General features: G+C 34.9%; 21 protein-coding genes and 2 pseudogenes. 13 read left to right on the top strand and 10 right to left on the bottom strand.

Translation table 11 applies throughout. The annotated features are described in order from the left end of the window. Positions 1 to 7 precede the first annotated feature (7 nt). A pseudogene (locus ACQKNR_RS16955) lies at positions 8 to 123 on the top strand (tautomerase family protein); the annotation flags it as partial. Between the two features lie 300 nt (positions 124 to 423). Then, on the top strand, positions 424 to 1,023 hold the full coding sequence (locus tag ACQKNR_RS16950; protein ID WP_427318900.1) for a nitroreductase family protein: 600 nt from the start codon (positions 424 to 426) through the stop codon (positions 1,021 to 1,023). Between the two features lie 428 nt (positions 1,024 to 1,451). On the opposite strand, the gene ACQKNR_RS16945 is transcribed toward ACQKNR_RS16950, so the two are convergent. Both ACQKNR_RS16945 and ACQKNR_RS16940 read right to left on the bottom strand, forming a co-directional pair. Continuing rightward, on the bottom strand, positions 1,452 to 1,910 hold the full coding sequence (locus ACQKNR_RS16945; protein WP_427318899.1) for an epimerase: 459 nt from the start codon (positions 1,908 to 1,910) through the stop codon (positions 1,452 to 1,454). 551 nt (positions 1,911 to 2,461) lie between these two features. After that, positions 2,462 to 3,460, bottom strand: a complete 999-nt coding sequence (locus ACQKNR_RS16940; protein WP_427318897.1) for a zinc-dependent alcohol dehydrogenase family protein — start codon at positions 3,458 to 3,460, stop codon at positions 2,462 to 2,464. A gap of 772 nt (positions 3,461 to 4,232) precedes the next feature. Between ACQKNR_RS16940 and zwf the strand changes: the two genes are divergently transcribed. The 6 genes from zwf (at position 4,233) to ACQKNR_RS16910 (ending at position 12,505) form a co-directional block, all read left to right on the top strand. Continuing rightward, positions 4,233 to 5,717 carry a glucose-6-phosphate dehydrogenase gene (zwf, locus tag ACQKNR_RS16935; protein WP_427318895.1) on the top strand — a complete coding sequence of 495 codons (1,485 nt, stop codon included), beginning with the start codon at positions 4,233 to 4,235 and terminating at the stop codon, positions 5,715 to 5,717. Positions 5,718 to 5,757: 40 nt separating this feature from the next. Then, a complete protein-coding gene (gene tkt, locus ACQKNR_RS16930; RefSeq protein WP_427318893.1) occupies positions 5,758 to 7,752 on the top strand; it encodes a transketolase in 1,995 nt (664 codons plus the stop codon). A gap of 127 nt (positions 7,753 to 7,879) precedes the next feature. Next, positions 7,880 to 8,773 (top strand): phosphogluconate dehydrogenase (NAD(+)-dependent, decarboxylating), encoded by an 894-nt coding sequence (gene gnd / locus ACQKNR_RS16925; protein WP_427318891.1) that lies wholly within the window; start codon positions 7,880 to 7,882, stop codon positions 8,771 to 8,773. Positions 8,774 to 8,824: 51 nt separating this feature from the next. Next, positions 8,825 to 9,493, top strand: a complete 669-nt coding sequence (gene fsa, locus ACQKNR_RS16920) for a fructose-6-phosphate aldolase (protein ID WP_427318889.1) — start codon at positions 8,825 to 8,827, stop codon at positions 9,491 to 9,493. A gap of 269 nt (positions 9,494 to 9,762) precedes the next feature. Then, entirely contained in the window at positions 9,763 to 11,304 is a 1,542-nt protein-coding gene (gene gntK, locus ACQKNR_RS16915; protein WP_427319068.1) for a gluconokinase, read from the top strand. Positions 11,305 to 11,443: 139 nt separating this feature from the next. Then, positions 11,444 to 12,505: a lactonase family protein gene (locus ACQKNR_RS16910; protein ID WP_427318887.1), complete on the top strand. Its 1,062-nt coding sequence runs from the start codon at positions 11,444 to 11,446 to the stop codon at positions 12,503 to 12,505. 151 nt (positions 12,506 to 12,656) lie between these two features. Here the strand turns inward: ACQKNR_RS16910 and ACQKNR_RS16905 are convergent, their stop codons facing one another. Continuing rightward, on the bottom strand, positions 12,657 to 12,833 hold the full coding sequence (locus ACQKNR_RS16905; RefSeq protein WP_199674312.1) for a DUF1272 domain-containing protein: 177 nt from the start codon (positions 12,831 to 12,833) through the stop codon (positions 12,657 to 12,659). 195 nt (positions 12,834 to 13,028) lie between these two features. On the opposite strand from ACQKNR_RS16905, the gene ACQKNR_RS16900 reads away from it, so the two are divergent. Beyond that, on the top strand, positions 13,029 to 13,850 hold the full coding sequence (locus tag ACQKNR_RS16900; protein WP_427318885.1) for a pentapeptide repeat-containing protein: 822 nt from the start codon (positions 13,029 to 13,031) through the stop codon (positions 13,848 to 13,850). A gap of 35 nt (positions 13,851 to 13,885) precedes the next feature. On the opposite strand, the gene ACQKNR_RS16895 is transcribed toward ACQKNR_RS16900, so the two are convergent. After that, a complete protein-coding gene (locus tag ACQKNR_RS16895; protein WP_427318883.1) occupies positions 13,886 to 14,785 on the bottom strand; it encodes a DMT family transporter in 900 nt (299 codons plus the stop codon). 204 nt (positions 14,786 to 14,989) lie between these two features. Here ACQKNR_RS16895 and ACQKNR_RS16890 point away from each other — a divergent pair, with 204 nt between their 5' ends. Together ACQKNR_RS16890 and ACQKNR_RS16885 are read left to right on the top strand one after the other, a co-directional pair. Continuing rightward, a complete protein-coding gene (locus ACQKNR_RS16890; RefSeq protein WP_427318881.1) occupies positions 14,990 to 15,346 on the top strand; it encodes an SH3 domain-containing protein in 357 nt (118 codons plus the stop codon). A 58-nt stretch (positions 15,347 to 15,404) separates the two neighbouring features. After that, positions 15,405 to 16,205, top strand: coding sequence for a glycosyltransferase family 2 protein (locus tag ACQKNR_RS16885; protein WP_427319066.1), 801 nt, complete (start codon positions 15,405 to 15,407; stop codon positions 16,203 to 16,205). Here the strand turns inward: ACQKNR_RS16885 and ACQKNR_RS16880 are convergent. From ACQKNR_RS16880 to ACQKNR_RS16855, 6 genes are all read right to left on the bottom strand, one after another. Continuing rightward, complete coding sequence (locus ACQKNR_RS16880; RefSeq protein WP_427318879.1) at positions 16,174 to 17,097, bottom strand: NAD-dependent epimerase/dehydratase family protein; 924 nt, start codon at positions 17,095 to 17,097, stop codon at positions 16,174 to 16,176. The genes ACQKNR_RS16885 and ACQKNR_RS16880 overlap by 32 nt on opposite strands. A 2-nt stretch (positions 17,098 to 17,099) precedes the next feature. Then, the gene (locus tag ACQKNR_RS16875; protein ID WP_427318877.1) at positions 17,100 to 18,329 is read right to left on the bottom strand and encodes a methyltransferase domain-containing protein; all 1,230 of its coding nucleotides are present in this window, start codon (positions 18,327 to 18,329) and stop codon (positions 17,100 to 17,102) included. Between the two features lie 14 nt (positions 18,330 to 18,343). Then, the gene (gene rfbG / locus ACQKNR_RS16870) at positions 18,344 to 19,408 is read right to left on the bottom strand and encodes a CDP-glucose 4,6-dehydratase (protein ID WP_427319064.1); all 1,065 of its coding nucleotides are present in this window, start codon (positions 19,406 to 19,408) and stop codon (positions 18,344 to 18,346) included. 1 nt (position 19,409) lies between these two features. Beyond that, complete coding sequence (gene rfbF, locus ACQKNR_RS16865; protein WP_427318875.1) at positions 19,410 to 20,177, bottom strand: glucose-1-phosphate cytidylyltransferase; 768 nt, start codon at positions 20,175 to 20,177, stop codon at positions 19,410 to 19,412. A gap of 257 nt (positions 20,178 to 20,434) precedes the next feature. Next, positions 20,435 to 21,217, bottom strand: a complete 783-nt coding sequence (locus ACQKNR_RS16860; protein WP_427318873.1) for a glycosyltransferase family 2 protein — start codon at positions 21,215 to 21,217, stop codon at positions 20,435 to 20,437. A gap of 112 nt (positions 21,218 to 21,329) precedes the next feature. Then, positions 21,330 to 22,091, bottom strand: a complete 762-nt coding sequence (locus tag ACQKNR_RS16855; RefSeq protein WP_427319062.1) for a glycosyltransferase family 2 protein — start codon at positions 22,089 to 22,091, stop codon at positions 21,330 to 21,332. A gap of 265 nt (positions 22,092 to 22,356) precedes the next feature. On the opposite strand from ACQKNR_RS16855, the pseudogene ACQKNR_RS16850 reads away from it, so the two are divergent. Further along, positions 22,357 to 22,767 (top strand): annotated as a pseudogene (locus ACQKNR_RS16850) (SRPBCC family protein). A 148-nt stretch (positions 22,768 to 22,915) separates the two neighbouring features. After that, the gene (locus ACQKNR_RS16845) at positions 22,916 to 23,323 is read left to right on the top strand and encodes a MerR family transcriptional regulator (RefSeq protein WP_025149265.1); all 408 of its coding nucleotides are present in this window, start codon (positions 22,916 to 22,918) and stop codon (positions 23,321 to 23,323) included. Positions 23,324 to 23,353 lie beyond the last annotated feature (30 nt).

Here is a 23,353-nt window from a genome sequence, read left to right as displayed (position 1 = left end):
CAATACCATGCCATTAATTGCGCTAAATACTTGGCCGACCATGTTAACAGAAGAAAAAAAGAATTCATTTATACTGTAACTGAACTTACAATAAAATTATTAAAGGTTGTCCCTGAGAATATTTCGAATCAAGATAAAATTCGATGATCAAATTACCTACAGTTCATATTTGTGTAAATATGAAACACGCAGGGTACATTAATAGAGATTGGATAAAATAGTATCAAACGATGACTGGATCTTATTAATGATTCTATAAGGCGTCTTTAGGTAAACTGAAGTGATTTGGACAAGAAGCAATGTATTTAGATTCAGAATGATTGGCAATTGGTGCTATGGAGTCTAATGATTAAAAATTCAAATCATATTATCTTCGAGATATATGATTTTGAAGGATATTAGAACTTAGGAGGAAATAAAGTTATGACAAAAGATTTCTATACTGCACTTAAAGAAAGACGTACTTACTATGGAATTAATAAAGAGGTACAAGTATCAGATGAAAGAATTAAAGAAATCGTGGAGTTTGCTGTCAAATATACTCCATCAGCTTTCAATTCTCAAACTGCGCGATTAGTTGTATTATTTGGTGAAGCCCATAATAAATTATGGGATATTACAACTGAAACATTAAGAAAAGTAGTTGGAGATAGAGATTTTTCAGGAACGCAACAAAAAATGGATTCCTTTAAAGCTGGTTATGGAACAGTACTATTCTTTGAAGATGAGGCTGTAGTTAAATCACTTCAAGAAAAATTTGCTGCATATGCTGAAAACTTCCCGATTTGGTCAAACCAAGCATCAGGTATGCACCAATTAGTTGTGTGGACGGCATTAGAAGCAGAGGGATTAGGGGCATCTTTACAACATTATAATCCATTAATTGACGATGAAGTGAAAAAAGAATGGGATATCCCTGCTAATTGGAAACTAATTGCACAAATGCCATTTGGTAACCCAACAGCTGCACCAGGTGAAAAAGAATTCCAACCGCTTGAAGAGCGTGTGAAATTTCATAAGTAATATTCTAATTTAATAACCTAAATGTGGTGTGAAAATAAAATTGTTTAGTGACAGTAAGTTAATTTCCTTTTTTTTATTAATAGGGTATATGTTATTGGTAAAGATTGCTGAAAACACTATTGTATTTACTAAAAGAACAAGGTGATTATTTTGGATCACCTTGTTTAAATTTCACATAATTTATCCTTCAAAGCTAATGATCTAAATTTCCTCTTGTATTAACCTATTCCTTTTATATCTTAAAAAATTGGGAATTATATAAATGTAGAAAAATACCTGTTTTCGATAAAAAGACAGGTGTTTTTGTCATTTTAATAAATTTAGGGATCTGCCGAAAATAAAAAATAGAAACCGATACTTATTGTTGTAATAAATATCTTATAGAAAAGGTATGCTCTGTTTGAAGCATACCTTTTTAGTTTACAATTTTATTCATTTGTATTTGGATCGTATTGATTATCAAATTTCTCTAAAATCTTTAATAAAATAGTTAAGATGATTGTGGATACAATCGCTACAATTAAAATGCCATGAGGTGATAGTTGAACCGAAGTTAATCCAACTTTAGCTATCCCAAAATATCCTACATAAGTAGCTAAAAATGATGTAACTATTGAAATTGTAAATCCTAAAAATCCTAATTCATCTAATTTATTTTCAGGTAATCCACATACACTTAGAATCTTAGTAAAAATAGCCGTTACTATGAATAACTCAATGGATAGAATAAATAATGACATTACTCCAGGATATACAATTTCATCTGGCATCCATTTTCCTAATGCTAGCATTAAAAGCGCAGGAAGGAAGAGTGGTAAAAATAGTCCTAAAATTATGACCAAGATTTCCATTTTATTTGGTGCTTCATTATTATTTTGATTGCTCATAAATCCTCCTAAATAGTAATATGAATGATAGTTTCATGAAGAGTTCAATATATAATATCACATTAAATTTATGAATTTAATATTATTTTTTATTCAGAAAATCGAATGCAATTGAGGTCCTCCAAATATAAATTATTTTCGTATTTTAACTGAAAAAAATTTTATAATAGGATTCAACTTGTCAGGCTTTATGCTATTGTTTCTGAAAGATATTAACTTGTTACTAAAAGAATTAACTTTGGTTTTAAGGGGGGAGATAGTTCAACAGTAAATTTTGGATATGTAGGTTCTTATAGAAGAGGAGTAGCTATCAAAGGTTTTAGTGATGTAGAAATATTAAAGATTTTACCACTTGATATGTATACATAATACAATAGAGGGTGTTGCAAAACTAAAATAAAGTTGCATAAATTGACCTTTATGCAACTTTACTATTTTCCTTATATTCACTAGCATCATGAAATTTGATAAATTATGTTAGCAATCAAGGATTTCTTATCACTCTTTTACTTTCCGACACCGAGTAATCGACATTTTTAATCGAGTTATAGTTACCAAGCGTTTTTCAACACTATTTTTCCTATTGCTTCTTTCGATTCCATATACTCATGTGCCTGTTCAACTTCATCAAACGTAAAAGTTTTAGAATCTAGCAATGGTTGAAGTTTTCCTTCTTCAACTATTTGTGTTATTTTATTTAAGATTTCCCCGCAATCGTTACGCTTATCTGTATGTAATATTTTTAACGCCATAAAAGTAACGTGCAGAGAGAGTCCTTTTGCGTGTAAAGGAGAGAGGTCATGGGTTGAACGAGCTGCAATTGTTACGACAGTTCCATTGATCGCGGCAGCTTCAAAAGAATTATCGAGATTCTTATTACCTACCGTATCAAATATAACTTCAAATCCCTTGCCATTCGTATGTTTTTGAACATATTCTTGAACAGACTCTTCTTTATAATTAATAGCTATGTCGGCTCCTAGACGATGGGCTATTTTAATTTTGTTTTGCTGAGAAGCTGTCGTAAAAACTTTAGCACCTGCCCATTTAGCCAGTTGAATGGCGACGTGTCCTACGCCACCAGTAGCCCCATGAATGAGGATGTTTTGTCCTGATTGAATTTTTGCACGATCAAATAAAGATTCCCAAGCAGTAATTGCAACTAATGGTAGAGCAGCTGCTTCTTCCATTGTTAAATTTTTTGGTTTGTGAGCAATCAATCGAGCATCAGCAAGCATAAACTCTGCAAGTGCACCACCAGTAGTTCCTTTAAAACCTCCAGCACACCCATATACTTCATCGCCAGGTTTGAATTTCGAAACACCATCTCCTACTTCTATAACAATACCCGATACATCCCCGTGCAATATAGCTGGAAATTCAGGAGCAACTGATGAAACAGCGCCACTGCGTATTTTCGTATCGATTGGATTTACACTTGTTGCTTTTACATGGATTAGAACATGTCCTGATAAAAGTTCCGGTTTTGAAAACTCTTCAAATTGAAATACAGATGAATCCCCAAAAGAATGGATGATTTGTGCTTTCATTGTTTATTACCTCCTGTTCGTGGTTATAGCATAGCAAAGTACAAAAAATAAGTATAATATTATGAATTTGGCTAGTGAGAATTTCATATATTCTTGTATTTTATTTAAGGGCATTTGTGTTCTCTTTAGATGATTAATGAAAAATATTCGAGCTGTATCTAATTGAACATACTGCCTATTATTCTCATTTCTTTTAGCTAGGGGAAGAAGTACTTCCTCATTTCCCTGCATTGTAAAGGAGTGGAAAGAATGAAAGCAATAGGACTTATACAATATGGAGATCAAAATGTACTACAAGAGATTGAATCGTCTTATTATCGAGAAGCCGTTTAGTCATAAATTTAAACCCACTTGCGATTGATGAAGTTAATGTGGCTAACATCATTTAATAAATAGACAAAAACTGAAAAATATTACGATATAAAAAATCTTTAATTCGAGATATTTTTCTTGACGATAATAATTTATGTAGTTAATATACTAGACATAAGGTTATTTAATAACTAAAAGTAATTAAATATATAATATTAAGTTAAATTCGATAAATAAGTAAGTTGTATTAGAAATGCTTTGAATTGCCACTATTAATATTGGGGACAATTAGAAAGCGAAAGGTATAAAAAGAACTGGAATTTGATAACTATTTATTTTTTGTAACAACATGAAGTTAGAAGATAAGAAGAAGTAAGAATGAATTAATAAGAGTATGAGCTTCTGTACAATTCATTTTTCATATATTGACAATGATTATACAACAAGAGGGGGACTGAAATTGGAATCAATGACCTTTGTTTTATTTGGAGCAACAGGGGACTTAGCTAAAAGAAAAATTTACCCCGCACTATATAACTTATATAGAGATCAAAAACTTCCAAAGCAGATATCTGTTATCGGGCTTGGAAGACGTCAACTATCTCATTTAGATTTACAGGGGAAAATAAAAGAATCAATAGAAACTTTTTCTCGTCATAGGGAAGAAGGTACTCCGGAAATGGAAGGTTTTTTAGATAATTTTCGTTATTGCCCATTAGATGTGAGTAAGCCAGAAGACTATGAGAGGTTATTACAAGTAATTCGTGAAAGGGAAAAAGAACGAAATATAAAAGGTAATAGAATGTTCTATCTTTCAGTTGCACCTGACTTTTTCGAGACAATTGCTTTAAATATTAAGGAAAGTGGACTGGATAGAACGGACGGATGGAAACGCCTGATGATTGAGAAACCGTTTGGGCATGATCTTAAATCTGCGCGTGAGCTTAATGATAAGCTTAGTCAAACGTTTGAAGAAGACGAGATATACCGCATTGATCATTATTTAGGGAAACCGATGATTCAAAACATTGAAGCACTTGAATTTGCAAATCCTGTTCTCCAATCAATTTGGAACAAAGAACATATAGCGAATGTACAAATAACGGCTAGTGAAACAGTTGGGGTTGAAGAAAGGGCAGGTTATTATGATCAGGCAGGAGCCATTCGAGATATGGTTCAAAATCATATGTTACAAATATTAATGATGACTGCTATGAATCTGCCGGAAAAAATTAACGCATCTGAAATTCGAGAGGAAAAACGAAAGGTAATGGAGACTCTTCGTAAAGTGAAAAAAGAAGACGTTCAGAACCATATCATTCGCGGGCAGTATGCTTCAGGTGAGATAAAAGGTCAACAAGTGGTTGCATATAAAGAGGAGCCAGGAGTAAATCCTTCTTCTAAAACAGACACATTTGTTGCCGCTCGTTTATGGATCGATAATCCATTTTGGACTGGCGTTCCCTTCTACATACGAACAGGAAAAAGAATGGAAGAAAAATCTACTCGTATTGTAATTGAATTTAAAAATACGTTAAAACAGCAATATCAAGATAATAATCCAAATGCAGAGCCTAACTTATTAATAATTGAAATAAGCCCAGGTGAGAATGTTTCACTACAATTAAATAGTAAAAATCCATTAAAAAATGGAGAGATTGAACCGATTCGTATTAACTTTACTTGCGAGCAAGCGGATGTAGGAGTGCCTGAAGCTTATGAAAGACTCATCCATGATGCTGTGAGTGGAGATTCTACATTCTTTGCTCATTGGAGAGAAGTCGAATTGTCATGGGAATGGGTGCAGCCAATTCTTGAAGCATTCGAGGAAAATTTATTGCCACTTCATGAATATGAGTCTGGTTCTTATGGTCCAGATGCGGCCAATGAACTATTGCAAGAAAGTGAATTTAAATGGTGGTTAGATCAAAAAATAGAAAAATAAATACATTCTTAAATGAAGGTATTTAGGGGGGACTATTATTATGGCAAAAAACATGAATCAATTAGCAGTGAATACACTTCGTACTTTATCTATTGATGCTATTAATGAGGCAAATTCAGGTCATCCAGGTCTTCCGATGGGTGCAGCGCCGATGGCTTATGCATTATGGGCGAATCATTTAAATTACAATCCTAATCATCCAGAATGGTTTAACCGTGATCGTTTCGTTTTATCGGCGGGACATGGATCCAGTCTATTATATAGCCTACTTCATTTAGCTGGATATGACGTTTCAATTGATGACTTGAAAAATTTCAGAAAGTTAAATAGTAAAACACCGGGCCATCCCGAATTTGGTCATACTCCTGGAGTTGAAGCGACTACAGGCCCGTTAGGACAAGGGATTGCCAATGCTGTCGGAATGGCAATGGCAGAAGCACATTTAGCAGCGAAGTTTAATAAGGATGGTCACTCTATTATAGATCACAATACCTACGCTTTAGTTGGAGACGGTGACTTAATGGAGGGTGTCTCTTATGAAGCGATGTCAATGGCAGGGCATATGAAACTTGGTAAGTTAATTGTACTATATGATTCAAATGAAATTTCACTTGATGGTGAATTAAACATTGCTTTCTCTGAAAACATTCAGAAAAGGGCAGAATCTGTACATTGGCAGTATGTAAGAGTTGAGGATGGAAACGATGTTGAGGCTATCACAAGAGCCATTAAATTAGCGAAAGAAAATACCGACCAACCTACCCTTATAGAAATCAGAACAATTATAGGGTATGGAAGTCCAAAAGTTGCTGGAACAAACAAAGCACATGGTAATCCGCTTGGAGTAGAAGAGGCGACAGCGACAAAACAAGTGTATGGTTGGCATTATGAGGAAGATTTCTTTGTGCCTGAAGAAGTGAAAGCTCATTTTAATGAACTTAAACAAAAAGGCATTGAAAAAGAGAACCAGTGGGATCAGCAGTTCAACTTATATAGAGAATCGAATCCTGCATTAGCAGATGAATTAGAAAAAGCGATTACAGGCGAGGTTTTAATCGAAGCAAATGACATTCTATCCTTTGATACTGAGAAGACTATTTCAACTCGTGTTGCAAGTGGAGAAGCTATTAATCATTATGTGAAATCGATCCCTTCTATTTTTGGCGGAAGTGCAGATCTTTCCCATTCCACTATGACAGATATAAAAGGTGAAGCAGTGTATGCAGTAGAAACGTTTGCTGGCCGAAATATATACTTCGGTGTACGTGAACATGCAATGGGCGCGGCAGCGAATGGACTGGCGCTTCATGGAGGAGTAAAACCTTTCGTTAGTACATTCTTTGTATTTAATGATTATCTTCGTCCATCAATTCGACTAGCTGCATTGCAAAAGTTACCTGTTACTTACGTATTTACACATGATTCAATCGCAGTAGGAGAAGATGGTCCAACTCATGAACCAATTGAACACTTGGCAGCTCTTCGGGCAATTCCTGGTCTTACAGTTATCCGCCCATCAGATGCAAATGAAACAGCAAGTGCTTGGGCGTATGCTTTACAACAAACGGATGGTCCTGTTGTTTTAGTACTTAGCCGTCAAAATTTACCGGTGTTTAATGAAACGAAAGCGAACATAGAGAATCTTTATAAAGGAGCTTATGTATTAACGCAAACAAATGAAAATCCGGATGTTATTTTAATTGCGACAGGTTCTGAAGTATCTTTAGCTGTTAGTGCGAAAGCAAAATTAGAACAAGAACATGTTTCTGTTCGTATCGTTGCAATGCCGAGCTGGGAGTTATTCGATCGTCAATCGAAAGAATATAAAGAATCGGTTCTTCCGTCTTCTATAACAAAACGAGTATCTCTTGAGATGGGTGTATCTCTCGGTTGGGAGCGTTATGTAGGGCAAGAAGGAAAGGCATTATCAATTGAAACATTTGGAGCTTCAGGAACTGGAGCTGAAGTCATGAATCTATTTGGATTTACGACAGAAAATGTTGTTCAAATTACACAAAATGTATTGAATTCTTAAGCTATGACTGTGAATACCTTTCTGGACATATCAACTTATAAGTGTTGAAAATGATATGTCAAAAAGGTATTCAAGATTGTAGTGATATGGATTTTTAATAAAAGATGATTTGAGGAGGAATTATATTATGCAAGTAGGATTAATTGGTTTAGGCAAAATGGGATTGAATTTAGGGAAAAATTTAATTGATCATAAACATCAAGTAGCAGCATTCGATTTAAATACGAGTGCAGTGGAAGAAATGAAAGAGTATGGGGCTACAGGTGTATCTAGTTTAAATGAACTTGTTCAGTCATTAGAATCACCAAGAATTCTTTGGGTTATGGTACCGCATGCTGTTGTTGATTCTGTTATTAATGAGGTTACACCGCTGTTATCAAAAGGGGATATTTTAATTGAAGCTGGTAATTCACATTATAAAGAGTCTATCCGCCGATATGAGCAATTAAAGAAAGATGGTATTCACTTTATGGATGCAGGAACTTCTGGAGGAATGGAAGGCGCTCGTAATGGTGCTTGTTACATGATCGGAGGAGATCAAGAAGCTTGGGAAATCGTTGAACCTATCTTCCGCGATACAGCTGTAGAAAATGGATACTTATATGCAGGAAAAGCTGGCAGTGGTCACTTTTTAAAAATGGTTCACAACGGAATTGAATACGGTATGATGGCTGCTATTGGTGAAGGATTTGAGATTTTAGAGAAAAGTGAATTTGACTACGATTATGAAAAAGTATCAAGAGTATGGAACAACGGTTCAGTAATTCGCTCATGGTTAATGGAATTGACTGAAAATGCATTTTCTAAAGATGCAAAACTGGATGAAATTAAGGGAGTTATGCATTCTTCTGGTGAAGGGAAATGGACAGTAGAAACAGCATTAGACCTTCAAACAGCAACTCCTGTTATCGCAATGTCTCTATTAATGCGCTATCGCTCATTAGACAATGATACGTTTACAGGGAAAGTTGTAGCAGCTCTGCGCAATGAATTTGGCGGACATGCAGTAGAAAAGAAATAAACATTTTAAAATTATAACTCGTTAAAGTTTAAAAACTGGAGGGAATTGATCATGAAGTTTTTTATTGATACTGCAAATCTTGAGGACATAAAAAAAGCATATAAACTGGGAGTTTTAGCTGGTGTTACAACTAACCCTTCTTTAGTCGCAAAAGAGGGTATCAAGTTTGAAGACCGTATTGCAGAAATTTGTCAGGCAGTACCTAAAGTTGAGTCTGTTTCGGCAGAAGTAACTCCAGATGCTGTTACAGCCGAAGAGATGATCGCCCAAGCAGAAGAATTGATTAAAATTAACGGTGGCGATAAAAACATCACAATAAAACTGCCGATGACGCTAGCAGGATTAGAAGCTTGTCGTTATCTTACTGAAAAAGATGTTAAAACGAACGTTACCCTTATTTTCACTGTGAACCAAGCACTTTTAGCTGCTCGAGCAGGTGCAACGTATGTTTCTCCATTTTTAGGTCGTTTAGATGACATTTCTGAAGATGGCGTACTATTAGTTGCTAAAATTGCTGAATTATTCGATGTTCATCAATTAGATACACAAATTATTGCGGCTTCTGTCAGACACCCAGATCATGTAACTCGTGTAGCGATGGCAGGTGCTCACATTGCAACAATTCCTTATAAAGTAATTGAACAACTTGCTATGCATCCATTAACGGACCAAGGTATTGAAAAGTTTGCTGCGGATTGGGCGAAAGCGCCTAAATTATAATGAAGTGAAGTTTTCACCAATTGCTTTTTCGCGAGAGGACCACTCTCTATGTAACTTCATCCTGTAAATTTAATCTCGAGTTTGGCATCTTATTACGTGAAAACGGCAATATAAAAAGAAACGATTCATTTTCAAAATAGCACAATAGACATGAAAAGGACCTCCTTATGAGAGTGAAGTTTGTTAAAACGTAGCTTTCATAAGGAAGAGTCTTTTTTCATATAAATCATGGTGCTCTTTTGTTATAGAAATATTTCGAAAGGGGTTACATAGTGAGCTTGAAATATATGATTGGTGTAGATATTGGGACAACTAGTACAAAATCAGTTCTGTTTTCGATTGATGGATCTGTTATTGCAAGCCATGGGATTGAATATCCTTTATATTCTCCCGCGCCAGAAATAGCAGAACAAGATCCTGAAGAGATTTTTCAAGCGGTGATACATACGATTAAAGAAACTGTGCAATCAGGTAACGTACAGCCGATTGATATTCTTTGTGTTTCTTTTAGTTCGGCAATGCATAGCGTCATTGCTGTAGACGAAGAGGGGAATCCGTTAACGAGATGTATCACTTGGGCAGATAATAGAAGCGCAAGATGGGCAGAGAAAATAAAGAATGATATGAATGGTCATGAAATTTACCTTCGCACCGGGACGCCAATGCATCCTATGTCACCACTTTCAAAATTAGTTTGGCTTAAGAATGAGCATGCAGAATTGTTCGCAAAAAGCTATAAATTCATTTCTATTAAAGAGTATGTTTTTTATAAGTTATTTAAGGAATATGTAATTGATTATTCCATAGCATCAGCAACAGGAATGTTCAATTTAAAATCTTTAAAATGGGATGAGGAAGCTCTACATGTTGCAGGAATTTCAGATGAAAAGCTTTCTAAACTTGTTCCAACGACGCACAGCTTAATAGGATTAGATGAAGATCTTGCAAGAGAGATGAATGTACTTGTTTCTACTCCCTTTGTAGTAGGAGCGAGTGATGGAGTACTATCTAATTTAGGTGTAAATGCAATAGAACCTGGGGTTGTTGCTGTTACAATTGGTACAAGCGGTGCGATACGCGCCGTAACAAATCATTCTGTAACGGATCCAAAGGGTAGGATTTTTTGTTACGCACTAACTGAGGAACATTGGGTAATTGGTGGGCCAGTTAATAACGGTGGTATGATTTTCAGATGGGCTCGTGACCAATTAGGTACTTTAGAGGTTGAACATGCGAAGCGTTTAGGAAAAGATCCATATGAAGTGCTTACTGAAATAGCAGCAAAAGTTAACCCTGGATCTGACGGTTTATTATTTCATCCGTATTTAGCAGGAGAAAGAGCTCCTTTATGGAATGCTAATGCGCGAGGATCTTTCTTTGGACTAGGATTGCATCATAAGAAAGAACATCTTATCCGTGCTGTTTTAGAGGGAATCATTTATAACCTGTATACTGTTCTCCTCGCCTTAAAAGAGCTAATTGGCGAACCGAGAAAAATTCAAGCAACTGGAGGCTTTGCAAGGTCGGAACTTTGGAGACAGATGATGGCGGATATTTTTCATCAAGACGTATATGTTCCTGAAAGTTTCGAAAGCTCTTGCTTGGGAGCTGCTATCCTCGGTTTATATAGTTTAGGTGAAATAGATACATTACATGTAGTTTCTGAAATGGTAGGTGCAAATTTTTATCATAAACCAAACATGGAAAGTGTGGAAAAATATAAAGATTTAACACCTATTTATATTCGTCTGTCTCGTCACTTGGAAGAAGAATATGAAAGTATAGCAGCTTTTCAGAAAAAATGGGTTTAGAGGCTATTGAGCAGAAAAATATGATAATTTATAAAGAGGTACTCCGATTTTTTAGGGTATTATTTCAACAAAAAATAGTTTAAGGTTGTTTCGTAACAAGTATGGTGAACAAAAACTATAGGGAGAGAGGGGTATAAAAATGATGGATAACAAAGAGTTTATTGGATATGTTGGAACTTACACGAAAGAAAATAGCGAAGGAATATATACTTTTACTTTAGACACGGAAGCAAAAAAAATTAATAATGTAACACTTGCAGCCAAGCTGGATAACCCTACATATGTAACCATTAATCGAAATAATCAATATCTCTATTCTGTTGTAAAGGAAGGAGAAGCTGGTGGTGTAGCTGCTTATTCGATTGATAGCCATACTGGAGAGCTTAAGGTAGAAAATAGACAAATAGTAGAAGGTGCCTCACCTTGTCATATTAGTGTTGATAGTAGAAATCGTACGGTAGTTACAGCAAATTACCATAAAGGAACGATTGAGTCTTTTGCAGTAAATCAAGAAAATGGAACTGTAAATACTGCCTCATCAATTATTACACATAAAGGTTCGGGTCCGAATAAAGAAAGACAAGAAAAACCACATGCACATTACGCGGGATATACTCCTGACGAAAAATATGTGGTGGGTGTTGATTTAGGAATTGATAAATTAATTACGTATGAAATAAAAGAGAGTACATTAATAGAAGTGAATAGCTTGTCTGTGAATCCAGGAAGTGGTCCAAGACATATTACTTTTCATCCAAATGGAAAGTATGCGTATGTGATGACTGAGCTGAGTTCAGAAGTTATTGTGTTAACATATAATTCGGAAGAAGGATCTTTTAGAGAATTACAGTATATTTCTACCGTTCCCGAAGAATTTGATGAAAATAGTCAAGGAAGTGCTATTCATATTTCTTCTGACGGCCAATTTGTGTATGCAGCCAATCGTGGTCATAATAGTATTGCTGTATTCAGTGTGAATCAAAATTCAGGTCAACTTACATTTGTTGAACATACATCTACAGAAGGAAATTGGCCGAGGGACTTTGTATTAGATCCTACTGAAAAATTTCTTGTTGCTACAAATGAAAAATCACATAGTCTTGTACTATTTTCAAGAAATGAATCTACAGGAAAGCTAACGCTTATACAATCTGATGTTGTTGTACCAGAGCCTGTTTGTGTTAAATTTTTAAATGTTTAACTTGTGTTTATAAAGGGCGATGGATTGAAACTGAATTCATGTAGAAATGTTGTTATTTGTCGATAGGTCGATATCCTTTGTTGAAACGTCGGTATAATTTCATGCACCAAAATAGGGCATAGTAAAAAGCAAAGCGATATCGCTTTGCTTTTTACTGTTTCTTTTTCGGTCTACGTACTAACTCCCCACCGCAATTTGGACAAACGTTTTGTCTTTCTTCAGTACAGGGTGCGCAAAATGTGCATTCATATACGCAAATGTAAGCTTCAGAATCTGGTTGAAGGGAATGATCGCAAATTTGACAGTTTGTTTTCATTTCTAGTGCCATAGTAACTCTCCTTTTAGTTTGAATATTTATAATTTAATTATAATTCATTAGGTAAAAATAGTCTTTTTCAATTGAAAGGAAATTGAATGATGTAGTTATGAATTGAAACGAAAGATGCCAGTTTATTTTAAAATTGATTATTTAATTCAATTGGAATATTATGAAATAGTCAAAAGACAACAGGGGGTATAGATTTTGACTAATCATAACGATCATTTAAAAGCAAACTGCGAAAAATGCTTTGGTTTATGTTGTGTAGCTTTACCGTTCGCAACATCGGTAGATTTTGCGGTGAATAAAGATGGTGGGAAACCATGTTCCAACTTACAATCAGATTTTAAGTGTAGTATACATAAAAATCTTAGAGGAAAAGGTTATAAAGGTTGTACCGTATTTGAGTGTTTCGGTGCCGGCCAGAAGATTTCTCAAGTTACATTTAACGGAATTGATTGGCGGAAAGATGCTGGGCATGCGAGGAAAATGTATGATGCTTTTCCGGTTATGCATCAGCTTCATGAAATGCTGTGGTATTTGAATGAGGCTATTCTTTTAAAGGCGACGCAGTCAATTCATAAAGATCTGAAGGAAGCAATTGAAGAGACAGAGCGTCTTTCGAATTTAAGTCCAGATGAGTTAATGAAAATAAATATTCCATTGCACAGAGCCGAAGTGAACATTCTTCTTTTAGAAACGAGTGAATTAGTATGGAAGGGAATGAATGCGGCACGTAAGAAACGAATCAGTCACCGCGGAGCAGATCTTATGGGGGCAAATCTGAAAAAGAAAGATTTGCAAGGTGCAAATTTAAGAGGAGCTTATTTAATTGCGGCTAACTTAAATGGTGCAGACTTACGAGGGGCAGATCTTATTGGAGCAGATTTGCGAGATGCAGATATTAGAGGGGTAGATTTTACAAATAGTATTTTTCTTACGCAAGTTCAAATTAATGCGGCCAGGGGGGATAAACATACGAAGTTACCGAAATTGTTGTCTCGTCCAGCTCATTGGACTGCGTAAAGTGTATGGAGTGAGTTTATACGAACAGGCAGAGATTAACTCTCTGCCTGTTTTTTCTTTTCGAAAGTAGTAATGATAACACTGCATATAATGAGAATACCACCAATAAAAAAGTTGTTGTTTAATGTTTCATTTAATAGGAACCAACCAAGTAATGATCCGACGATAGGTTGGAAAAAGAAAAATAATGAACCAATGCTAGCATCCATTAATTCTAATCCTTTATTCCAAAGGAAAAATGCACCTGCCGTTGATACAATTCCTAAATAAAGTACGCCTAATACTACATACAAGTTCATATGTTCAATAGGGGTAGATTGGAATTCCCATATCATAAAAGGTGTAATGAAAAAGAGTGAAAAGAATATTGCGTACGTTGTAATAACTAACGATGAAAATCGGGCTGAAGCAATTTTTACATAAATAGATAGTAAAGCCCATGTGATAGCGGCCCCAACTAAAATGATTGTACCGATAAAATAGGAGCCAATTTCAATATCCCATCCAATTACGATAATGACACCGATTGTCGCTATAATAGTAGATAACAATCTACGAGCAGTTAGTTTTTCTTTTAAAATGAGTGCTGCAAATATAACCATAAATGCCGGAGTGGCTGATGTTACTAACGAGCCTGTATGTGCATCGGATAATTTTGTACCAATAAATTGACATGTGATCGAAATGAAATATCCGATAAATCCGATCCAAGCGAAGAGCAGCCACTCTTTTTTGTGAATGGTTATTTTTTTCTTTTGTTTTTTCTCAGCTATTTTCAAAATCATATATAAAACAACAAAAGCGATAATAAAGCGTAGCCAAACGAGTGTAAGTGGTGGGATAAAGTCGAGTACATATTTGCTAACAACATACATACCGCCCCATATACTAGCTGCTAATGATAAGCATATAGCTCCTAAAATTGTTTGTTTCATGTAACGTACCTCCGTCTATTTTTAGGGTAATAGTAGTTCCCTAAGACGAGGCAAAGTGAATTTGTTATATGAATGCCCGTCTTAGTTTATAGACGGCCTACAGGTTGATCGTTTTCAAATAAAGTGTTGTAGTACATGAGCGTATTCCTCCTTCTTCTTTTATAATGATATTATAACTTAATTTTCTGATTATTGGAGGGTGTTATGAAATATATAGTAATGAAATCACATGTTAGTCGCTATCCGGATCCAATTCGTTTGGAAGAAGGGGATGTAGTCCATATTGGAGAAAAGTACGTAGGTACTGAAAGCTGGGATAACTGGGTGTTTTGTCATGAAGAGAGGTATAACCGGAAAGGATGGGTTCCGGAGCAAATTATAAGAATAGATATGGTGAATAGAGTAGGAATAATTACAAAAGAGTATACTGCGAAAGAATTAAATGTGAGGAGTGGAGAAAGGCTGATTGGATTAGAAGAGCTGAATGGATGGATTTGGTGTGGAAAAATAGACGGTGAGAAGGGCTGGATACCTAAAGGAAACTTGCGAAAATATTGGTAATAATATTTGGATAATAATAGGAAACAAATTTTTTATTCGTGAGTATATTGGCTGTAGGATAAAAAATAGATTGATAGAGAAAGAGGAGGAGATTTACATTACTACAACCGTTATATCTCATTTTTATAATGAAGAGTATTTATTGCCGTGGTGGCTTATGCATCATACGAAACTGTTTGACCATGGCATTTTAATTAATAAAGGTTCAACAGATCGCTCGGTTGAAATTTGTAAAAAATTTGCACCGCATTGGGAAGTGCGCGATTCTGCACATCCAGAATTTGATGCACTAGCAACAGATCATGAAGTAATGGGGGTGGAACAGGAAGTAGAAGGCTGGAAAATGATTTTAAATACGACTGAGTTTCTTTGTGTACAAGATAAAAATCAATTTTGGAATTCACTGAATGAAATGGGAGGAAGGATGTATTGGCTAGAAGGGCTAATTATGGTCGATGATCCTAATTATAATTATTCTACGCTTAAGTATGGAACCTCTCTAATGAAACAGCGATTTCACGGTTATTTACCAGAAGATTGGAGATTATGGAGAAGAGGTAGATTCATTCATAATCATGAACATGGAAGTTATACTGTTGGAAGACATTTAACTGCACATGAATCTATGAATTATCCACCTCTTGCGTGTATTGTATGGTTTGGGTTTAGCCCTTGGAACGATGCGATGAGAAAGAGGAAATTACAAATTGGTCCGACTCTATCTGAAGGTAGTAAGCATGCAGGAATGGGAACTCACCATATTATTACGCCTGAAAGGTTAGAAGAATGGTATAAGGAATTAGCGAGAGGGACGAAGGATTTACGTTTTAGTGATGCGTATCGTTATGTTTTTTTATAAATGATTCCCACCACAAAATTGTTTCTTCGATTCCAGTGTTTAGATCGTATTTTGGTTTCCAGTTTACTGCGTTTTTTAAACGTTCCACATTAACGCCGACAAATAAAGGTTCATCTTTAGGAAAAGGGATAGCACCTAGTTTAATTAAATTTTCTTTTCCTATCTTTTTAGCGATGATAGAAGCTAATTCTTTAATTTGCACAGATTGACCAGAAGCGATATTTATTGTGCCTGTAACGTTGCAGTTTAATAAAGTTACAAGGGCGTCAGCGACGTCACCCACATGGAGGAAATCCCTTGATTGTTTTCCATGTGTACATAGTGCTTCTTCGTTTTTTAATAAGGAAGTGATAATATTAGATACTAGACGATTACCCGCTTCATAAGGACCGTATAAATGAAAAATTCTTCCCCAGCACATACTAAGACCGGTTTGTTCAGAATAAGATTGTAACCATGAGCGTAAGGTATTTTTACACAATGAATAAGGAGTTTTATAGGAGAGGAGCATTGAATCTTCTGATAAGATACCATTAATCCATTCATATTCGGCCCCTGTACCAGCTACTACTATTCTTTGGCCACCAGATTTTGAAAAATGTTGAATTAATGAAATGCTGGATTGTAGCCAATAATAATTATTGATAGATTGATAACATTGTGGGGGTACAGCTTCCCATGCCAAATGAACAAGGTGAGAAGGTCTTATATAGTAAATAAGATCTTGTACTTCTTCATTATGAAGTAAATTTACTTTGTGCCAATTACATGAAATATGAGACGGTTTGTTGCTGTAATAAGTAGCATGCACTTCATAGCCCATTTTGATTAATGACGTTACTACGTACTTACCAATCCAACCATTTCCACCTGTCACAAGGATTTTTTTCATATTTAAATCACTTCTACTTTCGGTATAACAACTAAAAATTTCCCGCCCCATTCATGAATAAAGGAGCATTCTTCCATAATTTCGTCCTTTAAGTTCCACGGTAAAATGAGAATGTAATCTGGTTTTGTTTGTTTTATTTCTTCAGGATCTTTAATAGGAATTCGAGTACCTGGTAAATATAAACCTTGCTTATGAGGATTTTTATCTACTGTATAAGAAAGGAACTCTTTACCAAGTCCACAAAAATTTAAAAGCGTATTTCCTTTGGCCGGTGCTCCATAACCTACAATTTGTTTGTTTAAGGATTTTGCTGTAATGAAAAAATTTAAAATATCTATTTTTAACCGCTCTACTTGTTTAGAGAATAGAAGGTAACAATCTAATTTGTGGAGTCCATGGCGTGTTTCTTTTTGAATCAATTTTGTAACATTAGAATGGATTAATGCATCTTTGTTCTCATGTTTGATAAATAAACGTAATGAGCCGCCATGTGTAGAAAGTTCTTCTACATCTATTACTTGTAATTTATGATGGGACAGTATTTTTTGAAGAAATATAAGTGAAAAATAAGAAAAGTGCTCGTGATAAATTGTATCGAATTGCTTATAAGAAATGAGATTTAATACATGTGGAAATTCAATTGTGATTACACCATCTGGTTTTAACAATGTTTTTAAACCTGCAATAAAATCATGTAAATCAGGAACGTGGGCTAATACGTTGTTAGCTATAATTAAGTCGCCTTGATAATTTTCGGATAGTAATTGTTTCGCTAAATCACTTCCGAAAAATTCACTTTTAGTAGGAATGCCTTTTTGAATGGAAACCTCTGCAACATTTTTTGCCGGCTCAATCCCTAACGTACGAATCTTTTGCTTTTGGAAATATTGTAATAAATATCCGTCATTACTTGCAATCTCAATAACTTGTGAATTTTGCGTTAAATTAAACCGCTTGATTGCCATTTCTACGTATTGTTTTGCATGTAATAGCCAACTAGATGAGTAAGAGCTGAAGTATAGATAGTCATTGAAAATGTGCTGTGGTGATTCAAATTCATCTAATTGTACAAGCAAGCAAGTGTCACAAACAAACGTATGAAGTGGATAAAACGGTTCCATTTTATCTAAATTTTTTGGAAGCACAAATGAATTAGCAAGAGGAGAAACACCTAAATCTAAAAAGGTATGTGTCAGCAATGAATGACAAAAACGACATTTTTTATGTGACATTTTTTATAGACTCCTTATATGGTTTTAAACGTATCGATTTGTTTACGAGTAAATGATGAAATATCCTCTCCATTGACATATTTTCGATACCACTCAACAGTCCAAGAAATAGATTCTTTAGTTGATAATTTTGGAACCCATCCTAATTCTTTCATCGATTTATTGCTATCAAGTGTTAAAACAGATGATTCGTAATGGGAAGAGTCAGTAGGAGAGATAATTTCTAATTTTTTATTCCACAGCTTCATTGTCATATTGACTAACTCATTTACTGTCATATGAGGCTGATTGACTGGACCAAAATTCCAAGCCGCTGCATATCTAGGGGTTTTCCATACTTTTTCAGCAAGGAGCAAATAACCATGTAAAGGGTCTAAAACATGTTGCCATGGACGAATTGCATTTGGATTTCTGATACTAAATTTGTTCGAATTTATATAGGCTCTCACCATATCTGGAAACAGTCGATCTTCAGCCCAATCTCCACCGCCAATAACATTACCTGCTCGTACGGAGGCTAACTTCGGTGAAGAAGAGTCTTTAAGGTGAAAAAATGATTTTTGGTAAGAAGTTGTAACTAATTCTGCGCAGGCTTTACTTGCACTGTATGGATCATGTCCTCCTAGTCGGTCGTTTTCTTCAAAAGAGTGATTCCCAAACCCATCATTTTCATAACACTTGTCACTTGTTACGTTAATAATCACGTGCACGCTTTGTACATTCTTTGCTGCTTCTAATAGATGTACGGTACCTAAAACGTTGGTTTTAAATGTATCAATCGGATTTTTGTATGATGTTTGCACTAAGGGCTGTGCGGCCAAGTGAAAAATAATCTCAGGCTTGTAATCCTTAATTGCTTGCAATAAAGAAGGGAAATGAGTGATATCTCCCTTTGTAGATTTACATTCTGTTGTCGCTTGTGTTAATTCAAATAAATTAGGGGATGATGGTGGATGAAAAGAGTAGCCGCTTACATCTGCACCTAGTGATGCTAACCATAAAGTAAGCCACGTTCCTTTAAAACCGGTATGGCCGGTAATAAAAACCTTTTTCTTATGCCAGAAAGATGTATCGATCATACTACCAAACCTTCCAAGGAGCATTTTTATTTTCCCATAATTCCACTAACTTTTTCTTATCACGTAATGTGTCCATTGGCTGCCAAAATCCATTATGTTGATAGGCATGTAACTGTTTATGATTAGCTAATTGAACTAATACATCAGTTTCCCAAACGGATCTATCATCTAGAATATAATTAAAAACGGCGGGATTTAAAACAAAAAATCCCCCATTAATCCAGCCGCCATCGCCTAAAGGTTTTTCCTTAAATTCCAAAACCGTTTGATTTTGAAGTATAAGAGAGCCGAATCTGCCAGGAGGTTGAACAGCAGTAACGGTAGCGAGTTTTCCATGTTTTTTATGAAATTGAATGAGTTCATTTATATTTACATTACTTAATCCATCTCCATAAGTAAGACAAAACGGTTCATCACCAACATAATTTTGTATTCTTTTAATACGTCCACCAGTTTCTGTATTTTCACCTGTATTAATAAGTGTTATCTTCCAAGGTTCTGTATTACTTGATTGATTTGTAATTTCGTTTCTACTCATATCGATAGTGAAATCTGACATATACCAGTTATAATTTAAAAAGAATTCTTTAATTACATGTCCTTTATATCCTAAACAGATGATAAATTCGTTAATTCCATAGTGACTAAACAATTTCATGATATGCCAAAGAATTGGTTTTGCCCCTATTTCAATCATGGGTTTTGGTTTTAAATGCGTCTCTTCCCCAATTCGCGTACCATATCCACCTGCGAGAATAACGGCTTTCATTTTTTCCCTCCTATAACTGTAGAAGAATTTTTTGAACGAATTTCCTCCTCTTACATTATTCAACTTTTTATTTAATGGTGTTGTATTTAGCTGAAAAGATAAAAAAACAGTACGATTCTCCATTTTTATAGGAAACCATACTGTAAAATGAAACTAATAAAAATGAATGTATTCATAAAAGAATTTGCTTCAACAATGGATGGATTATAGGAATGGAAGGGGGATCTTAGTATGTTCTCTTTTATATTCAATAGGAGCTATAAATCAGGAAATAAAATTTTATATTCTGGAATTAAACGAAGATCTTGAGTGGCACTAGCATATGTTAGAAATCTTTCATCTAGTTCTTTTGATAAGGCTAGATGGTGAGTTCCTAGTCCATGTTGAATACTGTGTGCAGAAAGGGTAGGACCTATTTGTAATTTCCGTTTTTTCATAGCGTTATTCCAAGGGCTGTAAAAAAATTTTAAAATGAAAGCAGGATATAAGTATATGATGAATTTATGTGGTGACCAATGTCTACCAGCTGTATAGCTGCCGTGTACATGATTGTGAATGAGTCTACCAACATAAGGTGTAAGATCTTTGGGAAATAAACCGTGGTAGCGCTGTTTAACTAGAGGGAGTTCATATATTGGATCTTTATAACCATAATTAGGATCATCTACCATCATGATCACTCTGATTGAATACATGTTCTCTCCTAAAAGACTAAGTGATAAAAAAAAGTCATCCTTATTAAAACAGCAAAGAAACTCAGTGGTATTTAATACCATTTTCCATCCTGTCACTTCTGTTTCAATTTCCATAACTTCTTGATCGACTGATATTGCATCAAAGTCAGGAACTTTTGAATTTCGGACTTCCCAATGAGGAGCAAACTGTCGACAAATCTCAACAGACCGATCGGTAGAACCTCTATTAATCAAAATGCCATGATCAAATAATTTTGTATGGTGCATGAGCCACCATGGAAGCAAATATTCTTCATTATAAAAATGAGAAATTAAGGTGGTAGTAATAAGAATTCCTCCTTTCAAAAATGAAAAAACATTTCAATATATTTACTCTAGTAGCATATGATGCTTATCCATAAAAGCTCCTTAAATAATGTAATGATTATAAAAGGAAATAAATATACGGAAAATGTTATTATAAATCGGGAAATAATAATTGGTATTCTGGAATGGATCGAAGGTCTTGAGTCCCGCGGGCAACTTCTATAAATTTTGTTTCTAATTCTTCTAATGAAGTTGTATAGTGAGGTTTTAACCACTGCCAGCGTGCGGAAAGGGTAGGAGCGATTTGGAGTCTTCGTTTTCGCATAGCATCATTCCAAGGACTGAAATAAAACTTTAAAACGAAAACAGGATACGGATAAACAGTAAACTTATATGAAGATGAATGCCTTCCAGGTGTATAACTACCATGTTCATAATTATGAATAAGCCTCCAAGAACATCCCAGATGTGGATCGTAGGGGAAATATCCGTGATATCGTTGCTTCACTAATGGGAGTGAGTATCTTGGTTTTGAATAAATAGAATCAAGGGGATCCACCATTAAGATCAATCTAATTGCATGCATCTGGTTATGGAAACTAATAAGGGATGTAAAGAACTCACTTTTATTTTGACAACAAAGAAACTCAGTGGTGTTTAATACCATTTTCCAACCAGGCACTTCTTTTTCAATATCTATTACTTCCTGATCGACTAATATTGCATCAAATTCAGGAACTCTTGAGTCACGCACTTCCCAATGAGGAGCAAATTGGCGGCATATTTCAACAGACCGATCGGTAGAACCTCTATTAATCAAAATACCATGATCGAATAATTGAGTATGGTGCATTAACCACCAAGGAAGCAAATATTCTTCGTTATAAAAATGAGAAATTAGTGTTGTAGTAATAAGAATCCCTCCTTTAAAAAATGAATAAAATATTTCAATACATTAACTCTAATATTATATGATACTTATCCACAAAAGGTTGCTTTATAATCTTAAATGAATATTTTGACTATGGAGTGTGAAGAATAGGCATAAAAATAGTGAAATGAAGCACAATAAAAAATAATTGTAATATAACAACTGTATTACACTATATAAAATATGTAATAATCATTTTGTTGCAACATAAATAGAGACAAACAAGGGTATTGAGAGGAGAGGTTGGATGAGCTTTGCTTTTGAAATATTAATTCGGGCACCAATTGATGTCGTATTTGATTATGTAAATAATGATAAAAAAATAAAAGAGTGGAATACGCTAGTAATTGAAAATCGGTATTCATCTAAGTGTAGCAAAAGAAGATCCGCGTGTAGGAGAATAAGTATATTATGGTGTGAAAAATTAGAAAGAAAGCTTATGAATTTGAAGTGGAATTATTAGAATATGAAGCGCCATACATCGTTTCAGTTGGTGGTGAGATGAAACAAGGTTATTCTACCACAACATATATTTTAGAAGAAGGTGGGGATGGGATGTTACTTACACTTATTGTAGAATATGAGCCTAGCAATCGTTTTTATAATATTATATATGCATCAAATTGAACGTTTAGCAGAATGTGTAGAGTCTACATAATAAAGAAAAAGGGATGTAAGAGTAAAAAATCTGAAGCGTAATACAGATTTTTTTATTTTAGTTGAATGCAAACCGTCACGTTTGACTGTACAGTTTATGTGTTGTATGATGTTAGTAATATAAACAAGGGGGGAAGATCGTTGGGAAGGTGTATCGAATCGGACAGTTGGCTCTCATGGCTCACGTGTCGAAACGAACGATTGATTATTATACGAATCTAGGTATCTTAAAAGCGGAGCGATCTCAATCTAATTATCGCTATTACGACGAAACAGCATTTGAGACATTACAGTTTATTGAGAAGTGCAAAGAAATGCATATGCCGCTTTGTGAGATTAAAGAGAAAATCGAGGAGAAGAAAAAGCTGCTCGGTATCAATGAACACGTTTCGAAACAAGTGAATGAAGTGACAGACCATATTCATCGATTAGAAGCAGAGTTAACGGAGTTAAAGCCGCTTTTAGATGAATTGACTGATTCACAACGTGAAAAAATATCGAAATCTTTATCTGGTCAAACGACAGCTTTAATACAGACACTTGCTCTATTATTATAGAAAAAGTGAAATCCGACCTCTTTAATTTTT

Source organism: Bacillus sp. NPDC094077 (assembly GCF_050279465.1).
In the GTDB taxonomy this organism is placed as follows: Bacteria; Bacillota; Bacilli; order Bacillales; family Bacillaceae_G; genus Bacillus_A.
This window is presented reverse-complemented; position numbering and strand designations above follow the sequence as displayed.

Excerpts from the sequence above, each read along its gene's own strand:
- ACQKNR_RS16950 (WP_427318900.1), top strand. The coding sequence starts at position 424 with ATGACAAAAGATTTCTATACTGCACTTAAAGAAAGACGTACTTACTAT.
- ACQKNR_RS16945 (WP_427318899.1), bottom strand. The coding sequence starts at position 1,910 with ATGAGCAATCAAAATAATAATGAAGCACCAAATAAAATGGAAATCTTG.
- ACQKNR_RS16940 (WP_427318897.1), bottom strand. The coding sequence starts at position 3,460 with ATGAAAGCACAAATCATCCATTCTTTTGGGGATTCATCTGTATTTCAA.
- tkt (WP_427318893.1), top strand. The coding sequence starts at position 5,758 with ATGGCAAAAAACATGAATCAATTAGCAGTGAATACACTTCGTACTTTA.
- gnd (WP_427318891.1), top strand. The coding sequence starts at position 7,880 with ATGCAAGTAGGATTAATTGGTTTAGGCAAAATGGGATTGAATTTAGGG.
- fsa (WP_427318889.1), top strand. The coding sequence starts at position 8,825 with ATGAAGTTTTTTATTGATACTGCAAATCTTGAGGACATAAAAAAAGCA.
- ACQKNR_RS16910 (WP_427318887.1), top strand. The coding sequence starts at position 11,444 with ATGATGGATAACAAAGAGTTTATTGGATATGTTGGAACTTACACGAAA.
- ACQKNR_RS16905 (WP_199674312.1), bottom strand. The coding sequence starts at position 12,833 with ATGGCACTAGAAATGAAAACAAACTGTCAAATTTGCGATCATTCCCTT.
- ACQKNR_RS16895 (WP_427318883.1), bottom strand. The coding sequence starts at position 14,785 with ATGAAACAAACAATTTTAGGAGCTATATGCTTATCATTAGCAGCTAGT.
- ACQKNR_RS16890 (WP_427318881.1), top strand. The coding sequence starts at position 14,990 with ATGAAATATATAGTAATGAAATCACATGTTAGTCGCTATCCGGATCCA.
- ACQKNR_RS16880 (WP_427318879.1), bottom strand. The coding sequence starts at position 17,097 with ATGAAAAAAATCCTTGTGACAGGTGGAAATGGTTGGATTGGTAAGTAC.
- ACQKNR_RS16875 (WP_427318877.1), bottom strand. The coding sequence starts at position 18,329 with ATGTCACATAAAAAATGTCGTTTTTGTCATTCATTGCTGACACATACC.
- rfbG (WP_427319064.1), bottom strand. The coding sequence starts at position 19,408 with ATGATCGATACATCTTTCTGGCATAAGAAAAAGGTTTTTATTACCGGC.
- rfbF (WP_427318875.1), bottom strand. The coding sequence starts at position 20,177 with ATGAAAGCCGTTATTCTCGCAGGTGGATATGGTACGCGAATTGGGGAA.